Raw genomic sequence first — 20,366 nt, forward strand, 5'->3', positions numbered from 1 at the left:
CGATGTTTAAAGCCAAGATCTACGTCAATTACAAGCCGTCTGTTCTGGATCCGAAAGCCGAAGCAATCAAGACTGCCCTGACCCGGATGGACCACCAGAATGTTCAGGACGTCCGCTACGGCAAGTACTTCGAACTGCTGCTGCAGGGCAACGATGAAGCCGCCGTCCGGGCCCAGGTGGAAGAAATCTGCGACCAATTGCTGGCCAACGTGAACATGGAGACCTATCGCTTCGACCTGGAGGTGGCTTAAATGCGAGCCGCGGTTATCACGTTCCCCGGGTCCAACTGCGATGAGGATCTGCAATGGGCTTTGGCCCACGTCTGCGGCATCCCCGCTGATCTGATCCCCGCCAGCCAGGAGACCCTAAACGGGTATGATGCCGTCTTTCTCCCTGGCGGTTTTTCCTACGGCGACTATCTGCGCAGCGGCGCCATTGCCCGCTTCTCGCCGATCATGGGGGCAATCAAGGACTTCGCGGCCGCCGGCGGCTTTGTCGTCGGCATCTGCAATGGCTTCCAGATCCTCACCGAGGCCGGGCTGCTGCCGGGGGCCTTGCAGTGGAACACGTCGCTGCACTTCATCTGTGCACCGGCCCCGCTGACGGTGCTCAATACCGCCACCGCGTTTTCGAACCACTATGCTGATATGGAAAGTATCACGCTGCCCATCGCCCACGGCGAGGGCAGCTACTATGCCGACCCGGCGGCCCTGGCCGAGCTGGAAGCCAATCACCAAGTGGTCTTCCGCTACCAGGACAACCCCAACGGCAGTATCCACGACATCGCCGGCATCACCAACCGGGCCGGCAACGTGCTGGGCATGATGCCCCACCCGGAACGCGCCGTCGAAGCCCTGCTTGGCGGGACTGACGGCCGGGGGGTCTTTTATTCCTTATTGAACGCCACGAAAGGAGCCGCCGCCCATGTTGCAGGTTGAGCTGAGTCCTGAAGAAATCCGCACCGCCAAACCATACCGCCAATGGGACATGACCGATGCGGAATACGACCGCTTCACCCAATTGATCGGTCACTTGCCCACCTTCACGGAAGTCGGCTTAGCCAGCGGGATGTGGAGCGAACACTGTGCGTATAAATACAGCAAACCGGTGCTGCGCCAGTTCTGGACCAAGAACGAGAATGTCGTGATGGGCCCGGGCGAAGGCGCCGGGGCCATTCGCATCGGCGCGGGCAAGGTCGTCGTTTTTAAGGCCGAGAGCCACAACCACCCCTCCGCAGTGGAACCCTATGAGGGCGCGGCCACCGGTGTCGGCGGCATCATCCGGGATATTTTCTCCATGGGCGCCAAGCCCATCGCCGTGCTGGATTCCCTGCGCTTCGGCGAATTGACCGACCCCCGCACCCGCCAGCTGCTGGACCAAGTGGTCGCCGGCATCGCCGGCTACGGCAACGCCATCGGCATTCCCACGGTGGGCGGCGAGACCGCCTTTGACCCCACCTACGCCCGCAATCCCCTGGTCAACGCCATGTGCGTCGGCATCATGGACGAAGACCAATTGCAGAAAGGCCGGGCGGCCGGGGTGGGCAACGCCATTCTCTACGTTGGCGCGAAAACCGGCCGGGACGGTATCAACGGCGCTTCCTTTGCCTCCGGCACGTTCTCCGACAGCGAAGCGGCTGACCGGTCGGCTGTTCAAGTCGGCGATCCCTTTATGGAAAAACTGCTGGTCGACGCCTGCCTGGAAGTGACCAATGATCACCAGGACATTCTCGTCGGCATGCAGGATATGGGTGCCGCCGGGCTGGTGTCTTCCAGTGTGGAAATGGCCGGCAAATCGGCCAGCGGTATGGCCTTGGATCTGGACCTGGTGCCCCAGCGGGAACCGGACATGACCTCCTTTGAGATCATGCTGTCTGAATCCCAGGAACGGATGCTGTTGTGTGTGGCGGCCGGCCATGAGGCCGAGATCCAAGAAATTTTTGCCCGCTACGGTCTGGATGCGGTCGTGATCGGCCGAGTCACTGCTGGTCACCAGTATGTATTGACCCACCACGGCGAAACCGTCTGCGACATCCCCGTGTCGTCCTTGACCAGCGATGCGCCGGTCTATCACCAGGCCAGTCAGCAGCCGGCCCGCTTGCAGGCCCCCGCGCCCGACTGGCAGCCGGTGATCACCGATCTGACCGCCACGTGGACAAGGCTGATGAGCCAGCCGACCATTGCCAATAAGGCCAGCCTGTTTAGCCGCTATGATGCCCAGGTCCAGACGAATACCGTCGTCCTCCCTGGCAGCGATGCCGCAGTGCTGCGGATCAAAGGGACCGACCGGGCCATCGCCATGACCACCGACAGCAACGGCCGCTATGTTTACCTGGACCCGTACATTGGCGGTCAGCGCACGGTCGCCGAAGCCGCCGCTAACCTGGTGGCCAGCGGCGCCACCCCGTTGGGCATCACCGATTGCCTGAATTACGGTGATCCCACAAAACCGGAAATCTTTTATGAATTGGAAACGTCCGCCCAAGGGATCACCGCCGCTACGAAGGTTTTCAATACCCCGGTGATTTCCGGCAACGTGTCGCTGTACAACGAAACCAATGGCACCGCCATTTATCCGACGCCAATGGTCGGGATGGTCGGACTGATCGAGGACATGACGACGATCACCACCCAGGACTTCAAGCAAGCCGGCGATCTTGTCTACCTGGTGGGCACCACCCAGCCGGATTTCAGCGGCAGTGAGATTCAAAAACTGCTCACCGGCGATATTGCCGGCCGGTTGGCCGACCTGGACCTGGCCACCGTGAAACGCCAGCAGGACCAAGTGCTGGCGGCGATCCGGGCGCATCTGGTTACCGCCGCCCACGATCTGAGCGAAGGCGGTTTGCTGGCCGGTTTGGCTGAAATGGCCTTCGCCAACCAAATCGGCGCGGATCTGCGGGTGGCTGTGCCCACCAGCTGGCTCTTCGCCGAAACCCCGGGACGCTTCCTGATCACCATTGCGCCGGAGAACCAGCCCGCCTTTGAAAAGGTCCTGGGCATTGCGGCCACTCTATTGGGCCGGACCACGGCGGCGCCGCAAGTCACCATTGCCGCGCCGAACCGGACGTTCTCCGCGTCTTTGGCTGACCTGCACCAGGCTTGGGAGGAGGGCATTCCGTGCCGCATGAATTAAAGGAACTCAACGAAGAATGCGGCTTATTCAGCGTCTGGGGCAACCCCCACGCCGCCGCCATCACTCACCTCGGCCTGCACACCCTGCAGCACCGGGGCCAGGAAGGGGCCGGCATCGTCGGTCTCACCCCCGCCGGGCTGCGCCGCCACTACGGCCTGGGCCTGCTCAGCGAAGTCTTCACTAAACCCGAAGACATCGCTGAGTTAGCCGGCCCGGCCGCGCTGGGCCATGTGCGCTATGCCACTGCCGGCGGCCGGCTGCTGGAAAACATCCAGCCCCTGCTGTTCCGGTTCAGTACCGAAGCCATAGCCCTGGCCCACAACGGCAACCTGACCAACGCCCGCTCGCTGCGGCGCGACCTGGAAAACGACGGCGCCATTTTCCATACCACCAGCGACACCGAAGTCTTGATGCACCTGCTGCGCCGCTCCCCAGCTGCCACGTTCACCGGTCAGTTGATCGACGCCCTGAATCAGGTCCACGGCGGCTTTGCCTTCGAACTGCTCACCGAGCATGGCCTGTACGCCGCGGTGGACCCCAATGGGTTCCGGCCGCTGGTGCTGGGCACTTTGCCCGATGGCGGTACCGTGATCTGCAGCGAAACGGCGGCCCTAGACGCGGTCGGCGCCGACTTTGTCCGGGACATCCAACCCGGGGAATTGGTCAGTGTCACTGCCAACGGCGTCACCACCCAGCAGTACACGACCAACACTACGCTCAGTGTATGCTCCATGGAATTCATCTACTTTGCCCGCCCTGACTCCCAGATCCACGGAGTTAATGTCCACCAGGCCCGGCTCGCCATGGGCCGGCGTTTGGCTCAGGAACAGCCAGCGGACGCGGATATCGTCGTCGGGGTGCCGAATTCGTCGTTATCAGCGGCCCTGGGTTACGCCCGGGAAAGCGGCATCCCCTATGATTTGGGGCTGGTGAAAAGTCAGTATGTCGCCCGCACCTTCATTCAGCCGACCCAAGCGCTGCGGGAAGCGGCCGTCAAGCGCAAGCTCAGTGCCGTCCGGGCGGTCGTTGAAGGCAAATCCGTCGCCCTGGTGGACGATTCCATCGTCCGGGGGACGACGTCGAAACAGCTGGTCCGGTTACTAAAAAGCGCCGGAGCCAGGGCGGTCCATTTACGCATTGCCTCGCCGCCGCTGCGTTTTCCCTGCTTTTACGGCATCGACATTCAGTCCACCCACGAACTGATGGCGGCGAATCACTCGATCAGTGAGATGCGGGATATTCTCGGGGCCGATTCCCTGGGTTTTCTCTCTACCGAGGCCTTGGAAGAAAGCGTCAATCTCGATCCCACTGCGCCCCACCGCGGCTTGTGCGTGGCCTACTTCACCGGTGAGTATCCAACGCCGCTGTATGATTACAGCGCAGAATTACAGAAAGAATTGGCTCTGTTGCACATTAAAGTATCGGAGGTTTCTGCCTAATGGCCATCGATTACACCCAAGCCGGCGTGGATATCGCCGCGGGGGAAGAAACGGTCCAGCGGCTGACCCCACTGGCCACGAGCACCTATGACGCCAATGTCCGCACCGGGGTGGGCAGCTTTGCGGCCGCCTACGCCTTGCCGCAAGATTCTAGTCAGCTGCTGGTCAGCGCCACGGACGGGGTAGGAACAAAACTCCTCGTGGCTCTGGCTCAAAACAAAGTAGACACGATCGGCATCGATCTGGTGGCGATGATCGCCAACGATCTCTTGACCACCGGCGCCCAGCCCTTGTTCTTCCTGGATTATCTGGCCGTGGACAAACTGCGGCCGGACCAGGCCACGCAGATTCTCGCCGGCATCGTCGCCGGCTGCCGCCAGGCGCACCTGGCCTTGATCGGCGGAGAAACCGCAGAAATGCCCGGCATCTATCCAGCGGATCATTTCGACCTAGCCGGCTTCGGGGTCGGCCAAGTGGCCGCCGCCGAGCAGCTGCCTGCCGGTATTCAGGCCGGCGACGTGCTGCTGGGTCTGCCCAGCAGCGGGCTGCACAGTAACGGCTTCTCTCTGGTCCGGCAGGTCTTGCCGATCACCGATGGCGCGCTCCTGACGCCGACCCGAATCTATGAACCGGTTATCCGGCCATTGCTGGACCAGCACCTGCTCCATGGCTTGGCCCACATCACCGGCGGCGGATTGCAGGAAAACGTGCCGCGGATGCTGCCCAAGGGGTTAGCGGCCCGAATCGATCCGGCGGCCTGGACCTGGCCGGCGATTTTCACCCGCTTGCAGCACACCGGCGGCCTCTCGCTGGCCACCATGCGCCAAACCTTCAACTTAGGTATCGGTATGGTTCTGGCCGTTGCCCCGGAAAACGCGGCCGCTATCCCCGCCGCCATTCGCCTCGGCGCGGTGGTGCCCCGCACCCAGGATGCCTTGGAATGGGGGCCGGTTGCATGAAACGGCTCGCCGTCTTTGCCTCGGGCAATGGCACCAACTTTTTAGCCTTAGCCGAACACTTCCAAACCAGTACCCGCGGGGCCGAAATCGCCGTCCTGGTCTGCGACCAGCCTGGCGCCCCGGTGATTGCCAAGGCCGCCCGGTTTGGCATCCCCGTCCATGTCTTCAATTACCGCGACTACCCCACGAAAAAAGCGGCAGAACAGGCCATACTGGCTGCTCTGCCCCCCGTGGACCTGGTCGTCTTGGCCGGCTTCATGCGGATCATCGGTCCCACCTTGCTGGCCGCTTTTCCCCGGCGCATCGTGAATCTTCACCCCGCGCTGCTGCCGGCGTTCCCCGGGCGCACCGGTATTGCCGATGCGTATGCCTATGGGGTAAAAATCACCGGCGTCACCGTCCATTACGTGGACGCCGGCATCGACACCGGCGAGATCATCGCTCAAGAACCGGTCCGGATTCTGCCAGGAATGACCGAACCAGAGTTAGAGCAAGCAATCCATGCCACTGAACACCGTCTCTTACCTGCCACTATCGAACAGCTCATTACGAAAGGATGATCTGACTTGCGTCGTGCATTGTTAAGCGTATCGGATAAAACTGGTTTAGTAGAATTTGCCCAAGGGCTCATCGCGCAAAACTTCGAACTGCTCACCACCGGCGGCACCCGGGCAGCCCTCACCGCCGCAGGCGTCCCCAGTACCGAAGTGAGCGACATCACCGGCTTCCCGGAAATGCTGGACGGGCGGGTGAAGACCCTGCATCCGGCGATCCATGCCGGTATCCTCGCCCGCCGCGATCTGCCGGCCCACATGGCGGCCCTGGCCGATCAGGGGCTCGCCCCCATCGACCTGGTGTGCATTAACCTCTATCCCTTCGCTGCCACAATTAAGAAGCCTGGTGTTACCCGGGCCGAAGCCATCGAACAGATCGATATCGGCGGTCCCACCGCTTTGCGGGCCGCCGCCAAGAACGGCGCCAGTGTCTGGGCGGTCGCTGATCCAGCCGATTATCCCGCCGTGCTGACCGCCTTAGCCGCGGACGACGCCGATTTTCGCCAGCAACTGGCCGTGAAGGTCTTTCAAATAACGGCCGCTTACGATGCCCAAATTGCCGCCTACCTGGCCGATGATCCGTTCCCGGACCGCTTCACCCCGACCTACACCAAGCGGCAGAGCCTGCGGTATGGCGAAAACAGCCATCAGCATGCCGCCTTCTATGCGGCCCCTGATGCCCCGGCGGATTCGTTAGTCAACGCGGCTCAACTGCACGGCAAAAAACTTTCGTATAATAATATTAAGGACGCTGACGCCGCCCTGCGCATGCTGGCGGAATACTCTGATCGGCCCACCGTTGTCGCCGTGAAGCACATGAACCCCTGCGGCATCGGTCAGGGGGCGACGATCGAGGCGGCCTGGGACAAGGCCTACGATGCCGACCCGATGTCCATCTTTGGCGGCATCATCGCCCTGAACCGGCCGGTGGACGCGGTGACGGCCGAGAAAATGCACAAGCTCTTCTTGGAGATCATCATGGCGCCGGCTTACGACGCTGACGCGCTCAAGATTTTGGAAAAGAAAAAGAACCTGCGGGTCCTGACGATTGCCTTGCCCGCAGAAGATGCCGCGCCGCGGTATGAAACAGTTTCTGTCACCGGCGGCTTGCTGGTTCAGGAAAGCGACACCCGCTTGGAAGGACCCGATGATCTGACCGTCGTTACCACGACCGAACCGACGGACGACCAAATCGCCGCGCTGCTGTTTGCCCAGAGTGTGGTCAAACACGTCAAGAGCAATGCCATCGTGGTGGCTAAAGCCGGTCAGACATTGGGTATCGGTGCCGGTCAGATGAACCGGATCGGTTCTGTGGAGATTGCGCTGAAGGAAGCCCAGCAGAACCCGAATTTTGCCGGGGCGGTCTTGGCTTCGGATGCGTTCTTCCCAATGAACGACTGTGTGGATTATGCGGCGAAGCATGGGATTCGGGCGATCATTCAGCCGGGGGGGAGTATTCGGGACCAGGAGTCGGTGGATAAGGCGAATGAGTATGGGATTGCGATGGTGACGACGGGGGTACGGCATTTCCGGCATTAGGCGTTGAGAAAATATCTCTTGCTTCGTACGCCGTGCCAAGTGCTCCGCAAGCTCCGGCTGAGGGGGCTGGCGACGCGCAGCAAGTGCGAAGCCGAAGGCGTAGCTAGTGGTGACGGCGCTTTGAGCCCATTTTACCTCCGCTTGCTACGCACTTGGCAATAGACACGTCAGAAATACAAGTTTTGTCTCAAGCAACATTGATACTCCATTTTCCCTAGAGGAGGATTTTACTGAAGTCAACTACCCGCCACTAAAGTAGCGGGCTTGTGACTCACGCTGCTCAACGGGCAGCAGTAGTGCAAACGCCTAACGGCTCCTACTTAGTGTGGTCACATCTCAGGTCGTGTCTCAACGGCCTCGGGGGCTGACAGCTCCCGCAGGTGCAGTTTTGCTCTAACCGGTCCGCTTGCGCGTGTAGCGCGACTTAGCAGTACCGGCCAGCCACTGGTTGCCCAGTTGCTGGATGTTCATGGCGGCCGACTGGTCATCATTGGTCTGGAAACCGCAGGCACACCGGTATTCATGGCGGTCGTGATTTCGTTGCTGTTTCTTGATCACGCCGCATTGCGGACAGCGCTGGCTGGTATAATCAGACGGCACTTTCAGCACATGGCTGCCCTGCGCGGCGGCTTTGTAAATCAGAAACTGTTCCAGCTGGTAAAACGGCCAACTGACTTGTTCGTAGCGGCGGTCTTTAGCGACTTGTTCGGTCGTAAAGCGAACATCAGTCAAGTCTTCCAGCACAAACAGGGTGTTTGGTCCGTAGTGGTCAGCGAGTGCCTTAGCCGCACGATGGTTTTCGTTCGACATCCAGCGGTTCTCTCGCTGACGGATCCGTTTCAAGACTCGTTTCGCTGATTTGGTCCCCTTGGCTTGCAGTTTGGCCCGCAAGTGTTTGTACCGCCGCCGCTTGTTGAGCGCCCGGGTCCCGGAACGGTATTGGGTCCGGCCGGTCTCATCAAACGCAGTGGCTAGAAAGCGCAGCCCCCGGTCAACGCCCACGACGTGGACAGTCTGGTCCTGGGTATAATCCGGCACTTCTTTGGTCGCGCCGATGTGCAGATACCACTTCCCACCGCTGGTCAGTACCTTGGCGGTACCGAGTTTCCAGGTGCCGTCAAAATAGTCGCGCCAATGGTTCAGTACCGGCCAAACAGTGATGCGGCGGTCTAATGTGTTCAGGGAAAAGGAGCCGTCCTTGCGGATGGCCCAATCCCGCCGCCGGACCAGATCCAGCTGCGGCCGCTGGAAGCTGATCGGGTGCCACAACCAGGTCAAATCTTTAGCGTGTTTTTGCCATTTGCCGGCTTCGTCTTGATAGCGGTAGGGCTTCTGTTTCAGCTGAGTGCGCACCGCTTTATAGCGAGCGATCACGGTTCGCAGGACCGACTGCGCCATTTGGGCTTTCAGCCCAAACTGAGTTCGCAGGTCGCGATACAGGACGATTTGCAGTTTCGTAGTGTTGAGTACAAAACCATGGTCAAACACATAGCGGCTGACGGCGTCACAGGCCAAGCAATACTGTTCCATGGCCTGACGCAGCAAGTCCCCATCTGCTGCCGCAGTCAGCTTGATCTGTATTTTGACCGTCTTGGTCAGTTCCACCCGAGCACCTCCTTAACCACACGTTTGTTCTTATCGGCTAAGTAAATTATATCAAAGAAAGAAGGGTCGGGGCAATTCCTCCCATGATTGAAATCATGGGTTTCCTTGCCCCATTTATCATGAACAACATTCTGATCATCGGTAACGGCGGGCGGGAGAGTGCGCTGGGGTTGAAGTTTCTGCAGTCGCCGCAAGTGGCGGCGGTTTATGTGGCGCCGGGTAATGCTGGGATGCCGCGGCTGGGTTTGGTGCCGGTGGATATTGACGTTGACGACTTTCCGAGTCTGATTGCTTTTGCGCGGCAGCATGCGATTGCTTTGACCTTTGTTGGTCCGGAAGTGCCGTTGGCGGCGGGTATTGTGGATGCGTTCCAGGCGGCGGACCAGCCGGTGTTTGGGCCGACCAAGGCGGCGGCGCAGCTGGAGGCGAGCAAGGCCTTTGCCAAAGCCTTCATGGAACGTCATCAGCTGCCCACGGCGGCGAGCCGGACGATCCATTCGTTGGCGGCGGGTCAGCAGACCTTGATTGAAGCCGGCGTGCCGCTGGTCTTCAAAGCCGACGGGCTCGCCGCTGGCAAAGGCGTGATCGTTGCCAAGACCAACACGGAAGCAGAGGCAGCGCTGGCGCAGCTTTATGCCCGGGACCCCAATGCCACCGTGGTGGTGGAGGAATGTCTGACCGGTCAAGAGGCCTCGGTGCTGGCGTTGTATCACGACGGTACCTATGTGACCTTACCCTTGGCCCAGGACCACAAACGCCGCTTCGAGCAGGATGCCGGGCCGAATACCGGCGGCATGGGCGCGATATCTCCGGCCCCGCAGTTTATCGCCGACGAACGGGAAGCTGCCCGCCACTTAGTCGCTCAAACCATTGCCGGGATGGTCAGTGATGGCCTGAACGGTTCCGGGGTACTGTACATTGGCTTGATGTTCACGCAGAAAGGCCCCAAAGTCTTAGAATACAACCTGCGTTTCGGCGATCCGGAAACCCAGGTGCTTCTGCCGCAGATCAAGAATGATTTCTATCAGCTGATCACAGATCTGCTGGCGGACCGGCCCACACCGTTAGAATTAGACGGTAAAACCTACGTCGGGGTGGTCGCCGCCCATCCGGAATATCCCGGCGGCGCGATGAACGCCTTACCATTGGCCGACGTTCCCGCGGATTGGCCCATTGGCCGCTGGCTGCCCGCCGGCGTTCAGGAAAAGGACGGCCGGCTCTTCTCCCATGGCGGCCGCGTCTTCACAGTGATCGGGAGCGGACCGGATCTGGCCAGCGCGCAAGGCAACGCCTATGGGGCGATAGCTGAAGTGCAAGGTCCGTTGGCGATTCGCAATGATATTGGCGACAAGGGATTGGATTAAAAACAGCTTCATCAGCCGCCGGCCGTGTCGTTCCAGACATGGGCCAGCGGTTTTCTTTGACGGCGTTTTCCCCCCTTGGTAGACTGACCATAGCATCAGCAGTCTTTAGGAGGTGGAACCCGTGCGAACAGAGAAAAACTTCAAGCAGCGCACATTGCAACCGCGCGTCTTCTTGATCATTGCCATCTTTGCCTTCAGTACCCAGTTTGTCCGGCCGTTGGTGCCGCAACTCAGTGATTGGTGGTTTGTTCTGCTGTGGATCGTGTTATGCATCGTTGCGGTCATTGTCTTTGGCATCACCGTCACCCGGGTCGTCGTCCCACAGGCCGTGGTCTACGATCAAACGGATACGATAGTGAGATCCATAGTGTTTGGCGCCTTGCCGATACTGATTTATCAAAACCCAACCATCACCAGCACTTGGCTCTTTGCCCTGCTTTGGACGCTTGCCTGTCTTCTGCTTACTTTTTTAATTGACCGCATTCCCCGCTTGCCCAAGTCTTGGCGGGACAAGGGACTGCCCATCATGCTAATTTTCCCCGGAACAGCGTTCTTCGTCCGCAGTCTGGTGCCATTTATGCACCCCTTGCCGTTTCTGTTCGGCTGGGTCACTCTCGGCGCTTATATTAGTTTTCACATTAGTCTCTTGTTGACTCGTCGCCGGCCGCGTTGGTGAAATAGCGGCAGGCCATTTGCAGGACTAACAGCACTTTGCTATTCTAGCCATAATAACTCCAGCTAGTACTGCAACGCCAGGGCTGGTCACTGATTGGAACGTATTGAAAATGTCAAAAGCAATAATTCACCCACTTAGTCCCAAGGCCGTCAACTGGATTTATTTTCTCACGGCTGCAGTCTTTCTGGGCGTATCAGAGTTCGTCCGTTCACTCGTACCCTTTCTTGGAATATGGTCTTTCGGTATCATCTGGATGGGGTTAGCTTTTGGTACCGCCGTCTTAATCATCCATGTGATAAATAAACGCCGCCAGCGAAATACTCAAAGTCAAGTTCACTCACCACGCTGACAGCAACAACAAAAGCGCTCAGAATTCTGCTGTATTCAGCAAAGTTCTGGGCGCTTTCGCTTTTTTAGCAAATCATCTGTGCTTAGCTGAGACTAACGGCTAGTTCTCCGCCCCATTCAATCCGTTCCAATCAAACTGGTTCCCATAAACCCGCAGCCGAGCGGCATAGCTGGGATGGTGCACTTGATCCTTGATTGTCTGCTGCAGATCGCTGAGGTTATCCGTGATGATCCCGTCGGCACCCATGAAAATCATTTCCTCCATCTTGTCCGGATCATCCACCGTCCAAGCCCAGACTTCTTTACCCTGATCCTGGGCCTGACTGATGAAATCAACATCTAAGGTCGTGTACTCCATGGTGTAGGCGTTGGCCTTGGTTTGGGGAAAGACAATGTCGTAGGGCAGAATGAAACTGGCGTACAACTTGGGCTCTTGGGCTTTAATGGCCGCAATCACTCGATAATCCAACGAGTGGACCCGGTTATGGTCTTTGATCAGGCGGGCCCCATACTTTTGGATAAAACCGTTGATCGCGCCCTTTGAATCGTGAGGCGTCGTTTTGACTTCCACGACTAATTTTTGGCGCAGCCGTTCCGCCGCTGCCAAGTAAGCATCGAAACTAGCCACTGGCGCCGAATGGCCGTCTTCTTTGGCCGTCAGCTGAGTTGCCTGGGCCAAAGTCAGTTGCCGCGGGGTCTTATCCACGCCAGCTAAGGCTTCGTAATTTTCATCATGCATGACCACCCACTGACCGTCCTTGGTCTCATGGATATCCATTTCGACATAATCCGGCTTCTCTTTGGCAGTTTTCTCCAAGGCGGGAATGGTATTCTGAACACCATTATGGTCGTCCACGCCCCGGTGGGAAATGGTGATGGGGTTGTAATCAAAGCCGCCAGCCATGTAGACGGCGTTATAAATCAGGTAAGCAATGGCCACAAGAACAATGACCACTCCGGCGATGACCCGGGGCCAGCGCTTGCGCTTCTTCTGTTCCTTAACACTGATCGGTGCGGGTGCCGCTTTGGTCACGGCGTCCGGACTGACCAGAACGAGATAATACAGTGTGGTCGTCAGCGCCATGATAAACACCCCGCCGACCTGCAGTGTCGCCATGGTAATAATTGAACCGGCATAGGCAAACGTCTGCTGGGAAGTATCCAGGTACGTCTGGATACCCACCAGACCTTCCGTCCACAAAACTTGCACGACGGCCACGACCGCGGTCAGCCAAGTGACCCGCCAGAAGTAAAACCAGAAGTGCTTCTTGGTTTCCCGCCAACTATTGCGCAAGGCAGTACCGGCCGGCTGGTCGTCCAAGATCATGTGGGGCAGGACGCGAATCAGCCGAATCCCGACGTACAGCATGATCAGATAAAAGATACCGATCAACATGGCGTAGAAGTTATTTTCGTTGAGAAAATCCAGAATAAACTCTGGGATCCGCACTTTATCCAGTAATGCCGAGTTGATGATCCCGCCAGCAAAGGGAATGACAAGAATAAAGTAAAAGACAAAGAACAGCACCGTCGTTGGCCGAATCCGCTGCAGATCCCGGATGGCTTCACCGAAGACCGACCGCAAATTCTGCTGGCGCTGGTGGACAATATTATCGACCCCTGTCAGCAGCATGGCAAATTGGGCATAGACCAGTAACAGCACTAGAAAAAACATCACCAGCAGCCCGAGCGCGCCCCAGGTGTGCTGGGTGATGATCTCGCCCAGATTGTTGTAGGACACATACGCGATGCCGCTGGCCTGCAAAATCATCTGACTGGACCAGCGCAGGAGCGGTACGATGATTTGGCTAATTGCTTCGCCGACAACGAAGCTTAGAATAAAATAACTGCCCCAGTGGCGGAAGAATTCCCGCAGGGCTTGACCGGTATAGCGAATACTACGAAATCCCATTAACTATTCCCCCAAAAATGTAACGTCACCCGCTATTATGCCATATTGGCGGCGGGTAAGCATATTTGACGCCTTTTCAGTAAAAACGCCGTATAATAACCGCGCAATGTAAAGAGCTGGATTGGGATGGAAGTGTCGTCTGGCCCTTCCGTGCCAAGCGCTCCGCACTTGGCACTAGGTACGCTGAAACTCAAGATTTCCAGTCCCTTCTAAGGAGTGATTTCTAATATGACCGATGTCAAAATTACCAAAGATGTGATCTATGACCCAACGCACCAATTACCTACCGATATCTACACCACCGAAGTCGTGACGGCGCAGTCGCCGGCGATCATCATTATCCATGGCGGCGGCTGGTTCCGGGGCGATAAGTCCAAGGAGTCTGACTTGGCAGAGATTCTGGCTGAAGAAGGCTACTTCACCATCGTGCCCAATTACCGGTTGGCGCCAAAGGACTTGTTCCCCGCGTCTCGGGATGATATCGAAACTGTTTATACCTGGTTGAAGCATAGCGATTATACCTTCAACCACAGCAAGATCGCGGCCGTTGGCGCGAGTGCCGGCGGTAATTTGTCCGGCGAGCTGGCGTTGAAGTTCGGCATTCCGGCTGTTTCCTGGTCGGGGATCTTCGACCTGTACGATTGGGTGACAAAACACCCCGACGTTGTGGCTGAGCCGGATACCAAGCAGGACGCCACCGTCTTAGCCAGTGCCCAGATCGACCAAGACGGTGCCCACGATGCGTTTTACAAATGGTTTGTCCTGAACTACGTCAACGGCGACCTGGATCAATTGAAGGAAGCCGATCCAATCCAACGGGTGTCGGCTAAGTCCGGCCCGATCTACTTCGCTAATTCCTTGAACGAATTGGTGCCGATCAGCGGCGTACAGAAAATGCAGGATGCCCTGAGCCAGGCCGGGGTGCCGACCATCAGTCAATATTTGACGGGAGCCCGCCACGGCAAGGCCTATCAAGCTGATGTGCTGAACAACACGTTGGATTTCTTCAAGAAAACCTTACAGTAAACTAATAAGAAAACACGCCCTTGAATGCCCGCGATGCGCATTCAGGGGCGTGTTTTCGTCTAGCCAGCGCTTAATTCAGTTTGCTGGCCGCCTTTTTGGGAATGTCTTTTTGCTGGACCTCTTCATAACTCAAAATTACGCCGCGGGTATGGTTGTATGCCACCTTCAGGTATGCATTCCGGCGTAACGGATTGTCTCGAAACGCATCGAAGGTGACCTGCCGCTGCTGACCGGCTTCGTTAAAGGCTGGCAGCGCATACTCGTAATAAACTTGATACGCCGCTGGGGCTTCGGTGTCCCGCAATTTTTCACCGTTGGTGGTGATCTTCACGTAATAATCCTCACCGGTGTAATTCTCGTGGTAATACCAGCCCCCGCCGATTGCCATGAGTCCCAAAATCACCAATAAAACGATCCCTGCTTTTTTTAACATCCCTTATTCACCCCGTTGGAAGTCTTCGGCCCCCCGGCCTTGTAACACGATGCCGCTGTACAGCTGCACTGTTAAGAAATAATACAAAACATACAGTACTAAGAAAATCAGAAACGGCAGCCAAATGTTGTGGTACGGCTGCGGCAGCAGATCGGTGACCTTGAACATCTGCAAGCCGAACAGCACATGGATGATGCCCAACACGCCTGGCAGTAAGAACAGCACACCGATTTCTTGGCGAATCGAACGCTTCAACAAACTGCGCCGCGTGCCGATCTTTTCCAGCATCTGGTAGCGCAGGGCATCACTGGCAGCGCTGGACAAGATCTTGAACATTAGGCAGGACGCCAGCATGGCCAAGAAGGCGATACCCAGGAACAGCCCCATGAATTCGAAGCCGGACATCATGCTGTTGTACAGTGCATAAACTGAATACTTCTGGTTCATATCCATGGTGGCGACTTTGCCCCCTTGGCGGGCGGCATCCGCGGCCACTAGCGCCTTCAGCTTGTCCTTGCTGGCCATGAAATCCTTCGTGACGTACAGCGAGACCGTATGCGCCTGGCCGGCAGTCTTCGCGTAGGTCGCCGCATCGACCACTTTGATTGGCGCCGAATCAGCGCTGGCGACGGCTAAGCCGCGCAGCGTGCCGGTGTAACTATCCGGTTTCTTCAGCATTTCCGTGCCGGTATAGGTCTGTTTTTGGACACTGAAGGAACCATCCGCGTTTTGCTTGGGATTAAACATCTTGTAAGGCGCCTTGTTGAAATCGTCAGCCAGGAAGTAGATCGTTTTGCCGTCGACTTTATAGCGGTAGGTGCTGACGCTGGTCGGCTTCAGCGCGTCTGCCTGACTGGCCGTTTTACTGGTTGGATCATGCAGGACTAAATCATAGGGCGATACCTGCGCGGCCATGGATTGAATCTGGTCGTGGAAGCCTAAGCCAACCGTGATCGCCCCCAGCGCCAAGGCGAAGACAATGGACACCATGGACAGCAGCCGGGTGAAGTCCCGGATGCGGAAGCTCAATTGACCCAGGGTGAAACTGTGTAAGCCCGTTAACCGGAATTTGGTATTCCGCCGCAGCAGCTGAATGATCATCAGGAAGAAAGCATCGAACACGAAGTAGGAGCCCAACACGATGGTCACCAGCGCGATACCGATGCCCAGCAGCTGCAGCGTGTTCAGATTGGCCATGCTTAAGTAACCAATGGCCAGTAAGCCCAGCCCAGCGACGACTTCAATGCCCCACAGGACCGGATTGCGCTTGAAACGGGTCGGCGTCTTATCCTGATTCAACAGATTCAAGACCGGTGTCTTCACCAGCTTGCCCGCATTATACAGCGCGGCAATGGCGAAGAGGACCAGGAAGAACACGCCAGTGACGATGGCTGCGTTGGTGCTCCAGGGTGAAAACTTCGTGATCGAAATGTCCATCTGTTTGACCAGTACTTGACTGATAATTTGCGTCAAGCCCACGCCGATGGCGCTGCCCACCACGGTGGCAATCAACCCGACTGCGACAGTCTCGATGAAAATCAACTGGGCAATTTTCCGAGATTTAGCCCCCAGCATCATGAACATCGCATAGGCGTGCTGGCGCATCGTCAATAAGAACGAGTTGGCATACAATATGTAAACCAAAGTGATGATGCCTAACAAAACAGACCCGAAGTAGAAAATGAACACGATCATCCCCAGGGTGGAATTAGCTTTCAAGAACTCCGGATTACTGGCCAGCGATTGGAACATGTAGAAAATCGCGGCAGAAATCGTTAAGCCGGAGAAGAGCACGACATAATCTTTGAGACGGCTCTTAATGCCGCCGAGTGCAAGTTTCCAAAGCATTACTCGTCTCTCCCCTCCTAGTCCTCAAAAGTCCCAAGTTCGTCCAGAATCTGGTGATAAAATGCCGTGCGGTCCTGATCTTTCCGCTTCAGCTCCTGACCGATCACGCCGTCTTTAATGAACAGAATGCGCTGGCAGTAGCTGGCCGAAAACGGATCATGGGTGACCAGCAGGATGGATACGCCGTCGTTTTGATTCAACGATGTCATCGTATCCAGCAATTCCCGGGCGCTGTGGGAATCCAAAGCGCCGGTGGGTTCATCCCCGAACAGGATCGCCGGTTGGGCGACCAGGGCCCGGGCCGCCGCGACCCGCTGCTTTTGGCCGCCGGAAATTTCCGTGGGGTATTGATCCAGAATCTCAGTGATCGACAGCTTTTCCGCAATGCTCTGTACCTGAGGCGCGATCTTTTTAGCGCTGACACCCTGCAATGACAAAGGCAGCGCAATGTTTTCCCGGGAGGTGAGATTCTCCAGCAAATTGAAATCTTGGAAAATGAACCCGACTTCATGGGAACGGAAGTCCGCCAACTGATTGCCCTTCAAGCCGGTCACGTCCTGCCCATTGATCCGAACATCGCCGGCCGTCGGTTTATCCAGTGTCGATAGGATATTCAGTAAGGTGGACTTGCCTGAACCGGACGCCCCCATGATGCCGATGAATTCCCCGGCCTGAACGTTGAAGGAGACATCCTTCAGCGCCATTGTCTGCTTTTCATTCGCTTTACCGTAAACTTTCCGTACTTTTTTAACTTCTACCACATTGGCCATGAATTACGCTCCTCATTTGTTGATTTCTCTATGGTTACCAGTGTAGCAACGGAAAGACTGGCGTACGCGAACGATTTTGTAATGTTAGGTCGGTCAAAAGGCGGAGAAAAAGGCCCCGGCACGCGGCCAGAGCCCATTATGATGGCAATTAGAAGGGAAAGAAGACGATCAGCGCGATAATCAAAATCACGTTCACTGACGAAAGAATGGTTAAAATCACGGCGGCCAGACGGTACAATAGGCGGGGCAGGTGGTCTTTCCAGCTGATGACGATAAACAGCGACAGAATCGCCGCCAGCGGGGTAATGCACGAGAGAAACATCAACACCACGGCGAAGAGCGTCATGTGCCGTTCCTGTTCAGTTGGTGCCGGCGGCGCCGGCTTGGCGTGGACCGATGTACCCAGCAGAGTTTCCAATGGAAGCTGATATACTTTCGCCAATTCGGCGATATTGACCCGATCCGGTACTGACCGGCCATTTTCCCAATTGGAAACCGTCTGCCGGCTGACTTGTAACTTTTCTGCCAGTTCCTGTTGCGTCAGCTGATGCTGCTGACGCAGCGTGCGTAACCGTTCATCCATGCAGCCACCTCCCCTGTCACCGCATTTTAGCATGGATGCCAAACGAATGTAAAAGCGTTTTAGCTCGCTATCCCGCGGAATTTCGGAGATAATTGAGGTAGAAAAAAATCAGGGGGGGTGGCGACATCATGCGCTCATTACTATCATTCTTGTTGTCCCAAGCCGACACCATTTGCATTGTCTTACTGTCTATCGCCTTAGTGAGTATGAGCATCACCCAAGACCAGCTGAAGAAAGAAGTCAATGAGTTAAAGGACCAAATCGCTCAATATGACCAGCACACCCAAAATACAATGTAGCAGATTAGCAAACGGCCAGCCTCCCATCGTGGAAGCTGGCCGTTTGCTCTGCACCCAATTAATTAGTGGATGAACGATATAATGAACGATAATCCGGCAAAAAACAGGATAATTCCCACCACAACGATGTGCCGCCGCTTATGCATCAGCGTCACGGCAATCAGTTCCCGCAAAATAGCGTTCGGCAGGTAATAAAACGACGTGTGGGCGCCGCGGCCATTCGCCTGCAAGCCCTCCGCCCGAGCGTACATGCCCGCCCGAAAAATATGATAGTTATTGGAAACAAAGATGGCGCGAATGCGGCCTTTCCCAATTTCCCGTTTCTGCATTAAAGCCTTGGAGAAACGCAAATTTTCCTGGGTCGTGGTGGACATATCTTCCAACAGTGTATCCCCCGCCGGAATACCATGGGCAATAGCGTAATTCCGCATCGCTTCGGCTTCGGATATTTTTTCATCAGCGCCCTGACCGCCAGAGAAAATGATTTTTGGCGCCGGCCGACCCTTATTAATTTGACGGTAGTAAAACTTCATCCCCCGCTCGATGCGGGCCGCCAGCAATGGAGAAACCGTGTCTCCATGGAGCAGGCCGGCCCCCAAGACGATAATGTACTGCTGCTTGTAAGGAATCGGGTACATTTGATACAGAATCAGACTGAAGACGAAATTGAACAGCAGCAACGTACCGTAGTACATAAGGGCATTGCCCGTCCCCACGATCACCTGCAGCCAGGCGGGCAGCCGATTGAGAAATGCCGTCAGCGCCCAGAGAATCAGCAGGCCCAAGCCGGTGAACAGCGTCAGCATGTTGGCCAGCGTATGGCTTTCCCGCCGCCAGACGATCCAAGCGTTCCATAGCAGCCAAATAAACGAAGTCCCCCAAATGAGCCCTAGAATTACCATAGTGATTAGGAATAGACCCCCAGTGATGTAAATCAAGAGTATATTCCTAGTGTAAATAATCGTCGTCCCCAGCCAGAGCCAGAAAACAACAAAAAAGGCCATGAACAGGGTGCCATTCAACAATCGCCGCGGTTCTGCCAACCAGCACACCAGAAACAACGCCAAAAAAGCCAGCACAACTAATCCCCCGTAACCGAAAACCACGGGTAATTCCGCACTATTGAAAATTGCCAGCATCGTTCCAAGACCCCTATTCGCCCGGTTTGCCACCGAAAAAGTTATACTGTAATGGTACCGATATTTGGGGGGATTGTCTATGTCAATTAGTCGGTTTCAGGCCTTCAGCGATGGCGCTTTTTCCATTCTAATCACCATTCTTGTTTTAAATTTCAGCATTCCTGCATACACAGCGGGGCACTTGGCGGCAGCGGTTGTCAACCAGTGGCCGACCATGGCCGCTTATGTGGTCTCTTACTTCTATGTGGGCACCCTGTGGCTGTTTCACCACGACTACTTCAACACCTTGACCCGGATCGATCGCAACGTGAATATGCTGAATCTGCTGATTTTATTCAGCATCACCCTGATCGATTACCCGATGTCCCTGGTCGCCCATACGCTGGCCATCCGGAACACCCAGGACATGCGGGTCGCTTTTATCCTGTACGATCTGGTTGCCCTGTTCGTGTCGCTGACCTTCTTTCTGATGTATGTCTATCTGCATCGGCACATGGATCTCAAGGCGCCCCACGTGACCACTGATTTTTACACCACCATCAAGTTCGACCCGCTGCGCAGTGTGGCAATCTACGGGGCTTCCATCATCGCCGCGTTCTTTTCCATCCCCTTGTCCGCCCTGCTCCTCGTTCTGGGGATTCTCTTCCACTTCTTTGCTTACTTGCGGATGAGCGGCAATCTGCGCAAGGCCAAGCCGATACCCGCCACGAAGAACTAGCCCCGCTGAGTTAAAACGG

19 protein-coding genes are annotated in these 20,366 nt (G+C 56.5%); 12 read left to right on the forward strand and 7 right to left on the reverse strand.

Annotated features, from left to right (window positions below; all coding sequences use genetic code 11):
• The first annotated feature begins 2 nt into the window (after positions 1 to 2).
• Genes purS through purH form a run of 7 tightly spaced genes read left to right on the forward strand, consistent with a single transcriptional unit; the run spans position 3 to position 7,626 of the window.
• Complete coding sequence (gene purS, locus FMM01_RS08365) at positions 3 to 251, forward strand: phosphoribosylformylglycinamidine synthase subunit PurS (protein WP_150392197.1); 249 nt, start codon at positions 3 to 5, stop codon at positions 249 to 251.
• Positions 252 to 938: a phosphoribosylformylglycinamidine synthase subunit PurQ gene (gene purQ / locus FMM01_RS08370; RefSeq protein ID WP_150392198.1), complete on the forward strand. Its 687-nt coding sequence runs from the start codon at positions 252 to 254 to the stop codon at positions 936 to 938.
• Positions 925 to 3,135, forward strand: coding sequence for a phosphoribosylformylglycinamidine synthase subunit PurL (purL, locus tag FMM01_RS08375; RefSeq protein WP_150392199.1), 2,211 nt, complete (start codon positions 925 to 927; stop codon positions 3,133 to 3,135). Before purQ ends, purL begins: the two co-directional genes overlap by 14 nt.
• Complete coding sequence (gene purF / locus FMM01_RS08380) at positions 3,120 to 4,574, forward strand: amidophosphoribosyltransferase (protein ID WP_150392200.1); 1,455 nt, start codon at positions 3,120 to 3,122, stop codon at positions 4,572 to 4,574. Before purL ends, purF begins: the two co-directional genes overlap by 16 nt.
• A complete protein-coding gene (gene purM / locus FMM01_RS08385; protein ID WP_150392201.1) occupies positions 4,574 to 5,533 on the forward strand; it encodes a phosphoribosylformylglycinamidine cyclo-ligase in 960 nt (319 codons plus the stop codon). Before purF ends, purM begins: the two co-directional genes overlap by 1 nt.
• On the forward strand, positions 5,530 to 6,093 hold the full coding sequence (gene purN / locus FMM01_RS08390; protein ID WP_150392202.1) for a phosphoribosylglycinamide formyltransferase: 564 nt from the start codon (positions 5,530 to 5,532) through the stop codon (positions 6,091 to 6,093). Before purM ends, purN begins: the two co-directional genes overlap by 4 nt.
• Before the next feature lie 6 nt (positions 6,094 to 6,099).
• Positions 6,100 to 7,626: a bifunctional phosphoribosylaminoimidazolecarboxamide formyltransferase/IMP cyclohydrolase gene (purH, locus tag FMM01_RS08395; RefSeq protein ID WP_150392203.1), complete on the forward strand. Its 1,527-nt coding sequence runs from the start codon at positions 6,100 to 6,102 to the stop codon at positions 7,624 to 7,626.
• A 393-nt stretch (positions 7,627 to 8,019) separates the two neighbouring features.
• On the opposite strand, the gene FMM01_RS08400 is transcribed toward purH, so the two are convergent.
• Positions 8,020 to 9,231, reverse strand: coding sequence for an RNA-guided endonuclease TnpB family protein (locus FMM01_RS08400; RefSeq protein WP_150392204.1), 1,212 nt, complete (start codon positions 9,229 to 9,231; stop codon positions 8,020 to 8,022).
• A 119-nt stretch (positions 9,232 to 9,350) separates the two neighbouring features.
• Here FMM01_RS08400 and purD point away from each other — a divergent pair, with 119 nt between their 5' ends.
• Both purD and FMM01_RS08410 read left to right on the forward strand, forming a co-directional pair.
• The gene (purD, locus tag FMM01_RS08405; RefSeq protein ID WP_150393260.1) at positions 9,351 to 10,595 is read left to right on the forward strand and encodes a phosphoribosylamine--glycine ligase; all 1,245 of its coding nucleotides are present in this window, start codon (positions 9,351 to 9,353) and stop codon (positions 10,593 to 10,595) included.
• 121 nt (positions 10,596 to 10,716) lie between these two features.
• A complete protein-coding gene (locus FMM01_RS08410; protein WP_150392205.1) occupies positions 10,717 to 11,271 on the forward strand; it encodes a hypothetical protein in 555 nt (184 codons plus the stop codon).
• A 448-nt stretch (positions 11,272 to 11,719) separates the two neighbouring features.
• Here the strand turns inward: FMM01_RS08410 and FMM01_RS08415 are convergent, their stop codons facing one another.
• Positions 11,720 to 13,531 carry a glycerophosphoryl diester phosphodiesterase membrane domain-containing protein gene (locus FMM01_RS08415; RefSeq protein WP_150392206.1) on the reverse strand — a complete coding sequence of 604 codons (1,812 nt, stop codon included), beginning with the start codon at positions 13,529 to 13,531 and terminating at the stop codon, positions 11,720 to 11,722.
• 228 nt (positions 13,532 to 13,759) lie between these two features.
• Between FMM01_RS08415 and FMM01_RS08420 the strand changes: the two genes are divergently transcribed.
• Positions 13,760 to 14,557: an alpha/beta hydrolase fold domain-containing protein gene (locus FMM01_RS08420; RefSeq protein ID WP_307724001.1), complete on the forward strand. Its 798-nt coding sequence runs from the start codon at positions 13,760 to 13,762 to the stop codon at positions 14,555 to 14,557.
• Positions 14,558 to 14,627: 70 nt separating this feature from the next.
• On the opposite strand, the gene FMM01_RS08425 is transcribed toward FMM01_RS08420, so the two are convergent.
• The 4 genes from FMM01_RS08425 to FMM01_RS08440 all read right to left on the reverse strand — a co-directional run bounded on the left by FMM01_RS08425 (position 14,628) and on the right by FMM01_RS08440 (position 18,191).
• Positions 14,628 to 14,990 (reverse strand): YxeA family protein, encoded by a 363-nt coding sequence (locus tag FMM01_RS08425; protein WP_027829733.1) that lies wholly within the window; start codon positions 14,988 to 14,990, stop codon positions 14,628 to 14,630.
• Between the two features lie 3 nt (positions 14,991 to 14,993).
• On the reverse strand, positions 14,994 to 16,838 hold the full coding sequence (locus tag FMM01_RS08430; RefSeq protein WP_146995037.1) for an FtsX-like permease family protein: 1,845 nt from the start codon (positions 16,836 to 16,838) through the stop codon (positions 14,994 to 14,996).
• A 17-nt stretch (positions 16,839 to 16,855) separates the two neighbouring features.
• A complete protein-coding gene (locus tag FMM01_RS08435) occupies positions 16,856 to 17,608 on the reverse strand; it encodes an ABC transporter ATP-binding protein (RefSeq protein WP_027829735.1) in 753 nt (250 codons plus the stop codon).
• A gap of 148 nt (positions 17,609 to 17,756) precedes the next feature.
• Positions 17,757 to 18,191: a helix-turn-helix domain-containing protein gene (locus FMM01_RS08440; RefSeq protein ID WP_150392207.1), complete on the reverse strand. Its 435-nt coding sequence runs from the start codon at positions 18,189 to 18,191 to the stop codon at positions 17,757 to 17,759.
• 128 nt (positions 18,192 to 18,319) lie between these two features.
• Here FMM01_RS08440 and FMM01_RS16225 point away from each other — a divergent pair, with 128 nt between their 5' ends.
• Positions 18,320 to 18,490 (forward strand): hypothetical protein, encoded by a 171-nt coding sequence (locus FMM01_RS16225; RefSeq protein WP_190973306.1) that lies wholly within the window; start codon positions 18,320 to 18,322, stop codon positions 18,488 to 18,490.
• A 62-nt stretch (positions 18,491 to 18,552) separates the two neighbouring features.
• On the opposite strand, the gene FMM01_RS08445 is transcribed toward FMM01_RS16225, so the two are convergent.
• Entirely contained in the window at positions 18,553 to 19,629 is a 1,077-nt protein-coding gene (locus tag FMM01_RS08445; RefSeq protein ID WP_150392208.1) for a YdcF family protein, read from the reverse strand.
• A gap of 79 nt (positions 19,630 to 19,708) precedes the next feature.
• Between FMM01_RS08445 and FMM01_RS08450 the strand changes: the two genes are divergently transcribed.
• Positions 19,709 to 20,347 carry a TMEM175 family protein gene (locus FMM01_RS08450; protein ID WP_150392209.1) on the forward strand — a complete coding sequence of 213 codons (639 nt, stop codon included), beginning with the start codon at positions 19,709 to 19,711 and terminating at the stop codon, positions 20,345 to 20,347.
• The last annotated feature ends 19 nt before the right edge of the window (positions 20,348 to 20,366 follow it).

The organism is Schleiferilactobacillus harbinensis (genome assembly GCF_008694105.1).
In the GTDB taxonomy this organism is placed as follows: Bacteria; Bacillota; Bacilli; order Lactobacillales; family Lactobacillaceae; genus Schleiferilactobacillus; species Schleiferilactobacillus harbinensis.

What these genes read in the sequence shown, in the direction of transcription:
- purM (WP_150392201.1), top strand. Translation starts at nt 4,574, where the DNA reads ATGGCCATCGATTACACCCAAGCCGGCGTGGATATCGCCGCGGGGGAA.
- FMM01_RS08430 (WP_146995037.1), bottom strand. Translation starts at nt 16,838, where the DNA reads ATGCTTTGGAAACTTGCACTCGGCGGCATTAAGAGCCGTCTCAAAGAT.
- FMM01_RS08435 (WP_027829735.1), bottom strand. Translation starts at nt 17,608, where the DNA reads ATGGCCAATGTGGTAGAAGTTAAAAAAGTACGGAAAGTTTACGGTAAA.
- purQ (WP_150392198.1), top strand. Translation starts at nt 252, where the DNA reads ATGCGAGCCGCGGTTATCACGTTCCCCGGGTCCAACTGCGATGAGGAT.
- purS (WP_150392197.1), top strand. Translation starts at nt 3, where the DNA reads ATGTTTAAAGCCAAGATCTACGTCAATTACAAGCCGTCTGTTCTGGAT.
- purD (WP_150393260.1), top strand. Translation starts at nt 9,351, where the DNA reads ATGAACAACATTCTGATCATCGGTAACGGCGGGCGGGAGAGTGCGCTG.
- FMM01_RS08445 (WP_150392208.1), bottom strand. Translation starts at nt 19,629, where the DNA reads ATGCTGGCAATTTTCAATAGTGCGGAATTACCCGTGGTTTTCGGTTAC.
- FMM01_RS16225 (WP_190973306.1), top strand. Translation starts at nt 18,320, where the DNA reads ATGCGCTCATTACTATCATTCTTGTTGTCCCAAGCCGACACCATTTGC.
- purL (WP_150392199.1), top strand. Translation starts at nt 925, where the DNA reads ATGTTGCAGGTTGAGCTGAGTCCTGAAGAAATCCGCACCGCCAAACCA.
- FMM01_RS08450 (WP_150392209.1), top strand. Translation starts at nt 19,709, where the DNA reads ATGTCAATTAGTCGGTTTCAGGCCTTCAGCGATGGCGCTTTTTCCATT.
- FMM01_RS08425 (WP_027829733.1), bottom strand. Translation starts at nt 14,990, where the DNA reads ATGTTAAAAAAAGCAGGGATCGTTTTATTGGTGATTTTGGGACTCATG.
- FMM01_RS08440 (WP_150392207.1), bottom strand. Translation starts at nt 18,191, where the DNA reads ATGGATGAACGGTTACGCACGCTGCGTCAGCAGCATCAGCTGACGCAA.
- purN (WP_150392202.1), top strand. Translation starts at nt 5,530, where the DNA reads ATGAAACGGCTCGCCGTCTTTGCCTCGGGCAATGGCACCAACTTTTTA.
- FMM01_RS08415 (WP_150392206.1), bottom strand. Translation starts at nt 13,531, where the DNA reads ATGGGATTTCGTAGTATTCGCTATACCGGTCAAGCCCTGCGGGAATTC.
- FMM01_RS08420 (WP_307724001.1), top strand. Translation starts at nt 13,760, where the DNA reads ATGACCGATGTCAAAATTACCAAAGATGTGATCTATGACCCAACGCAC.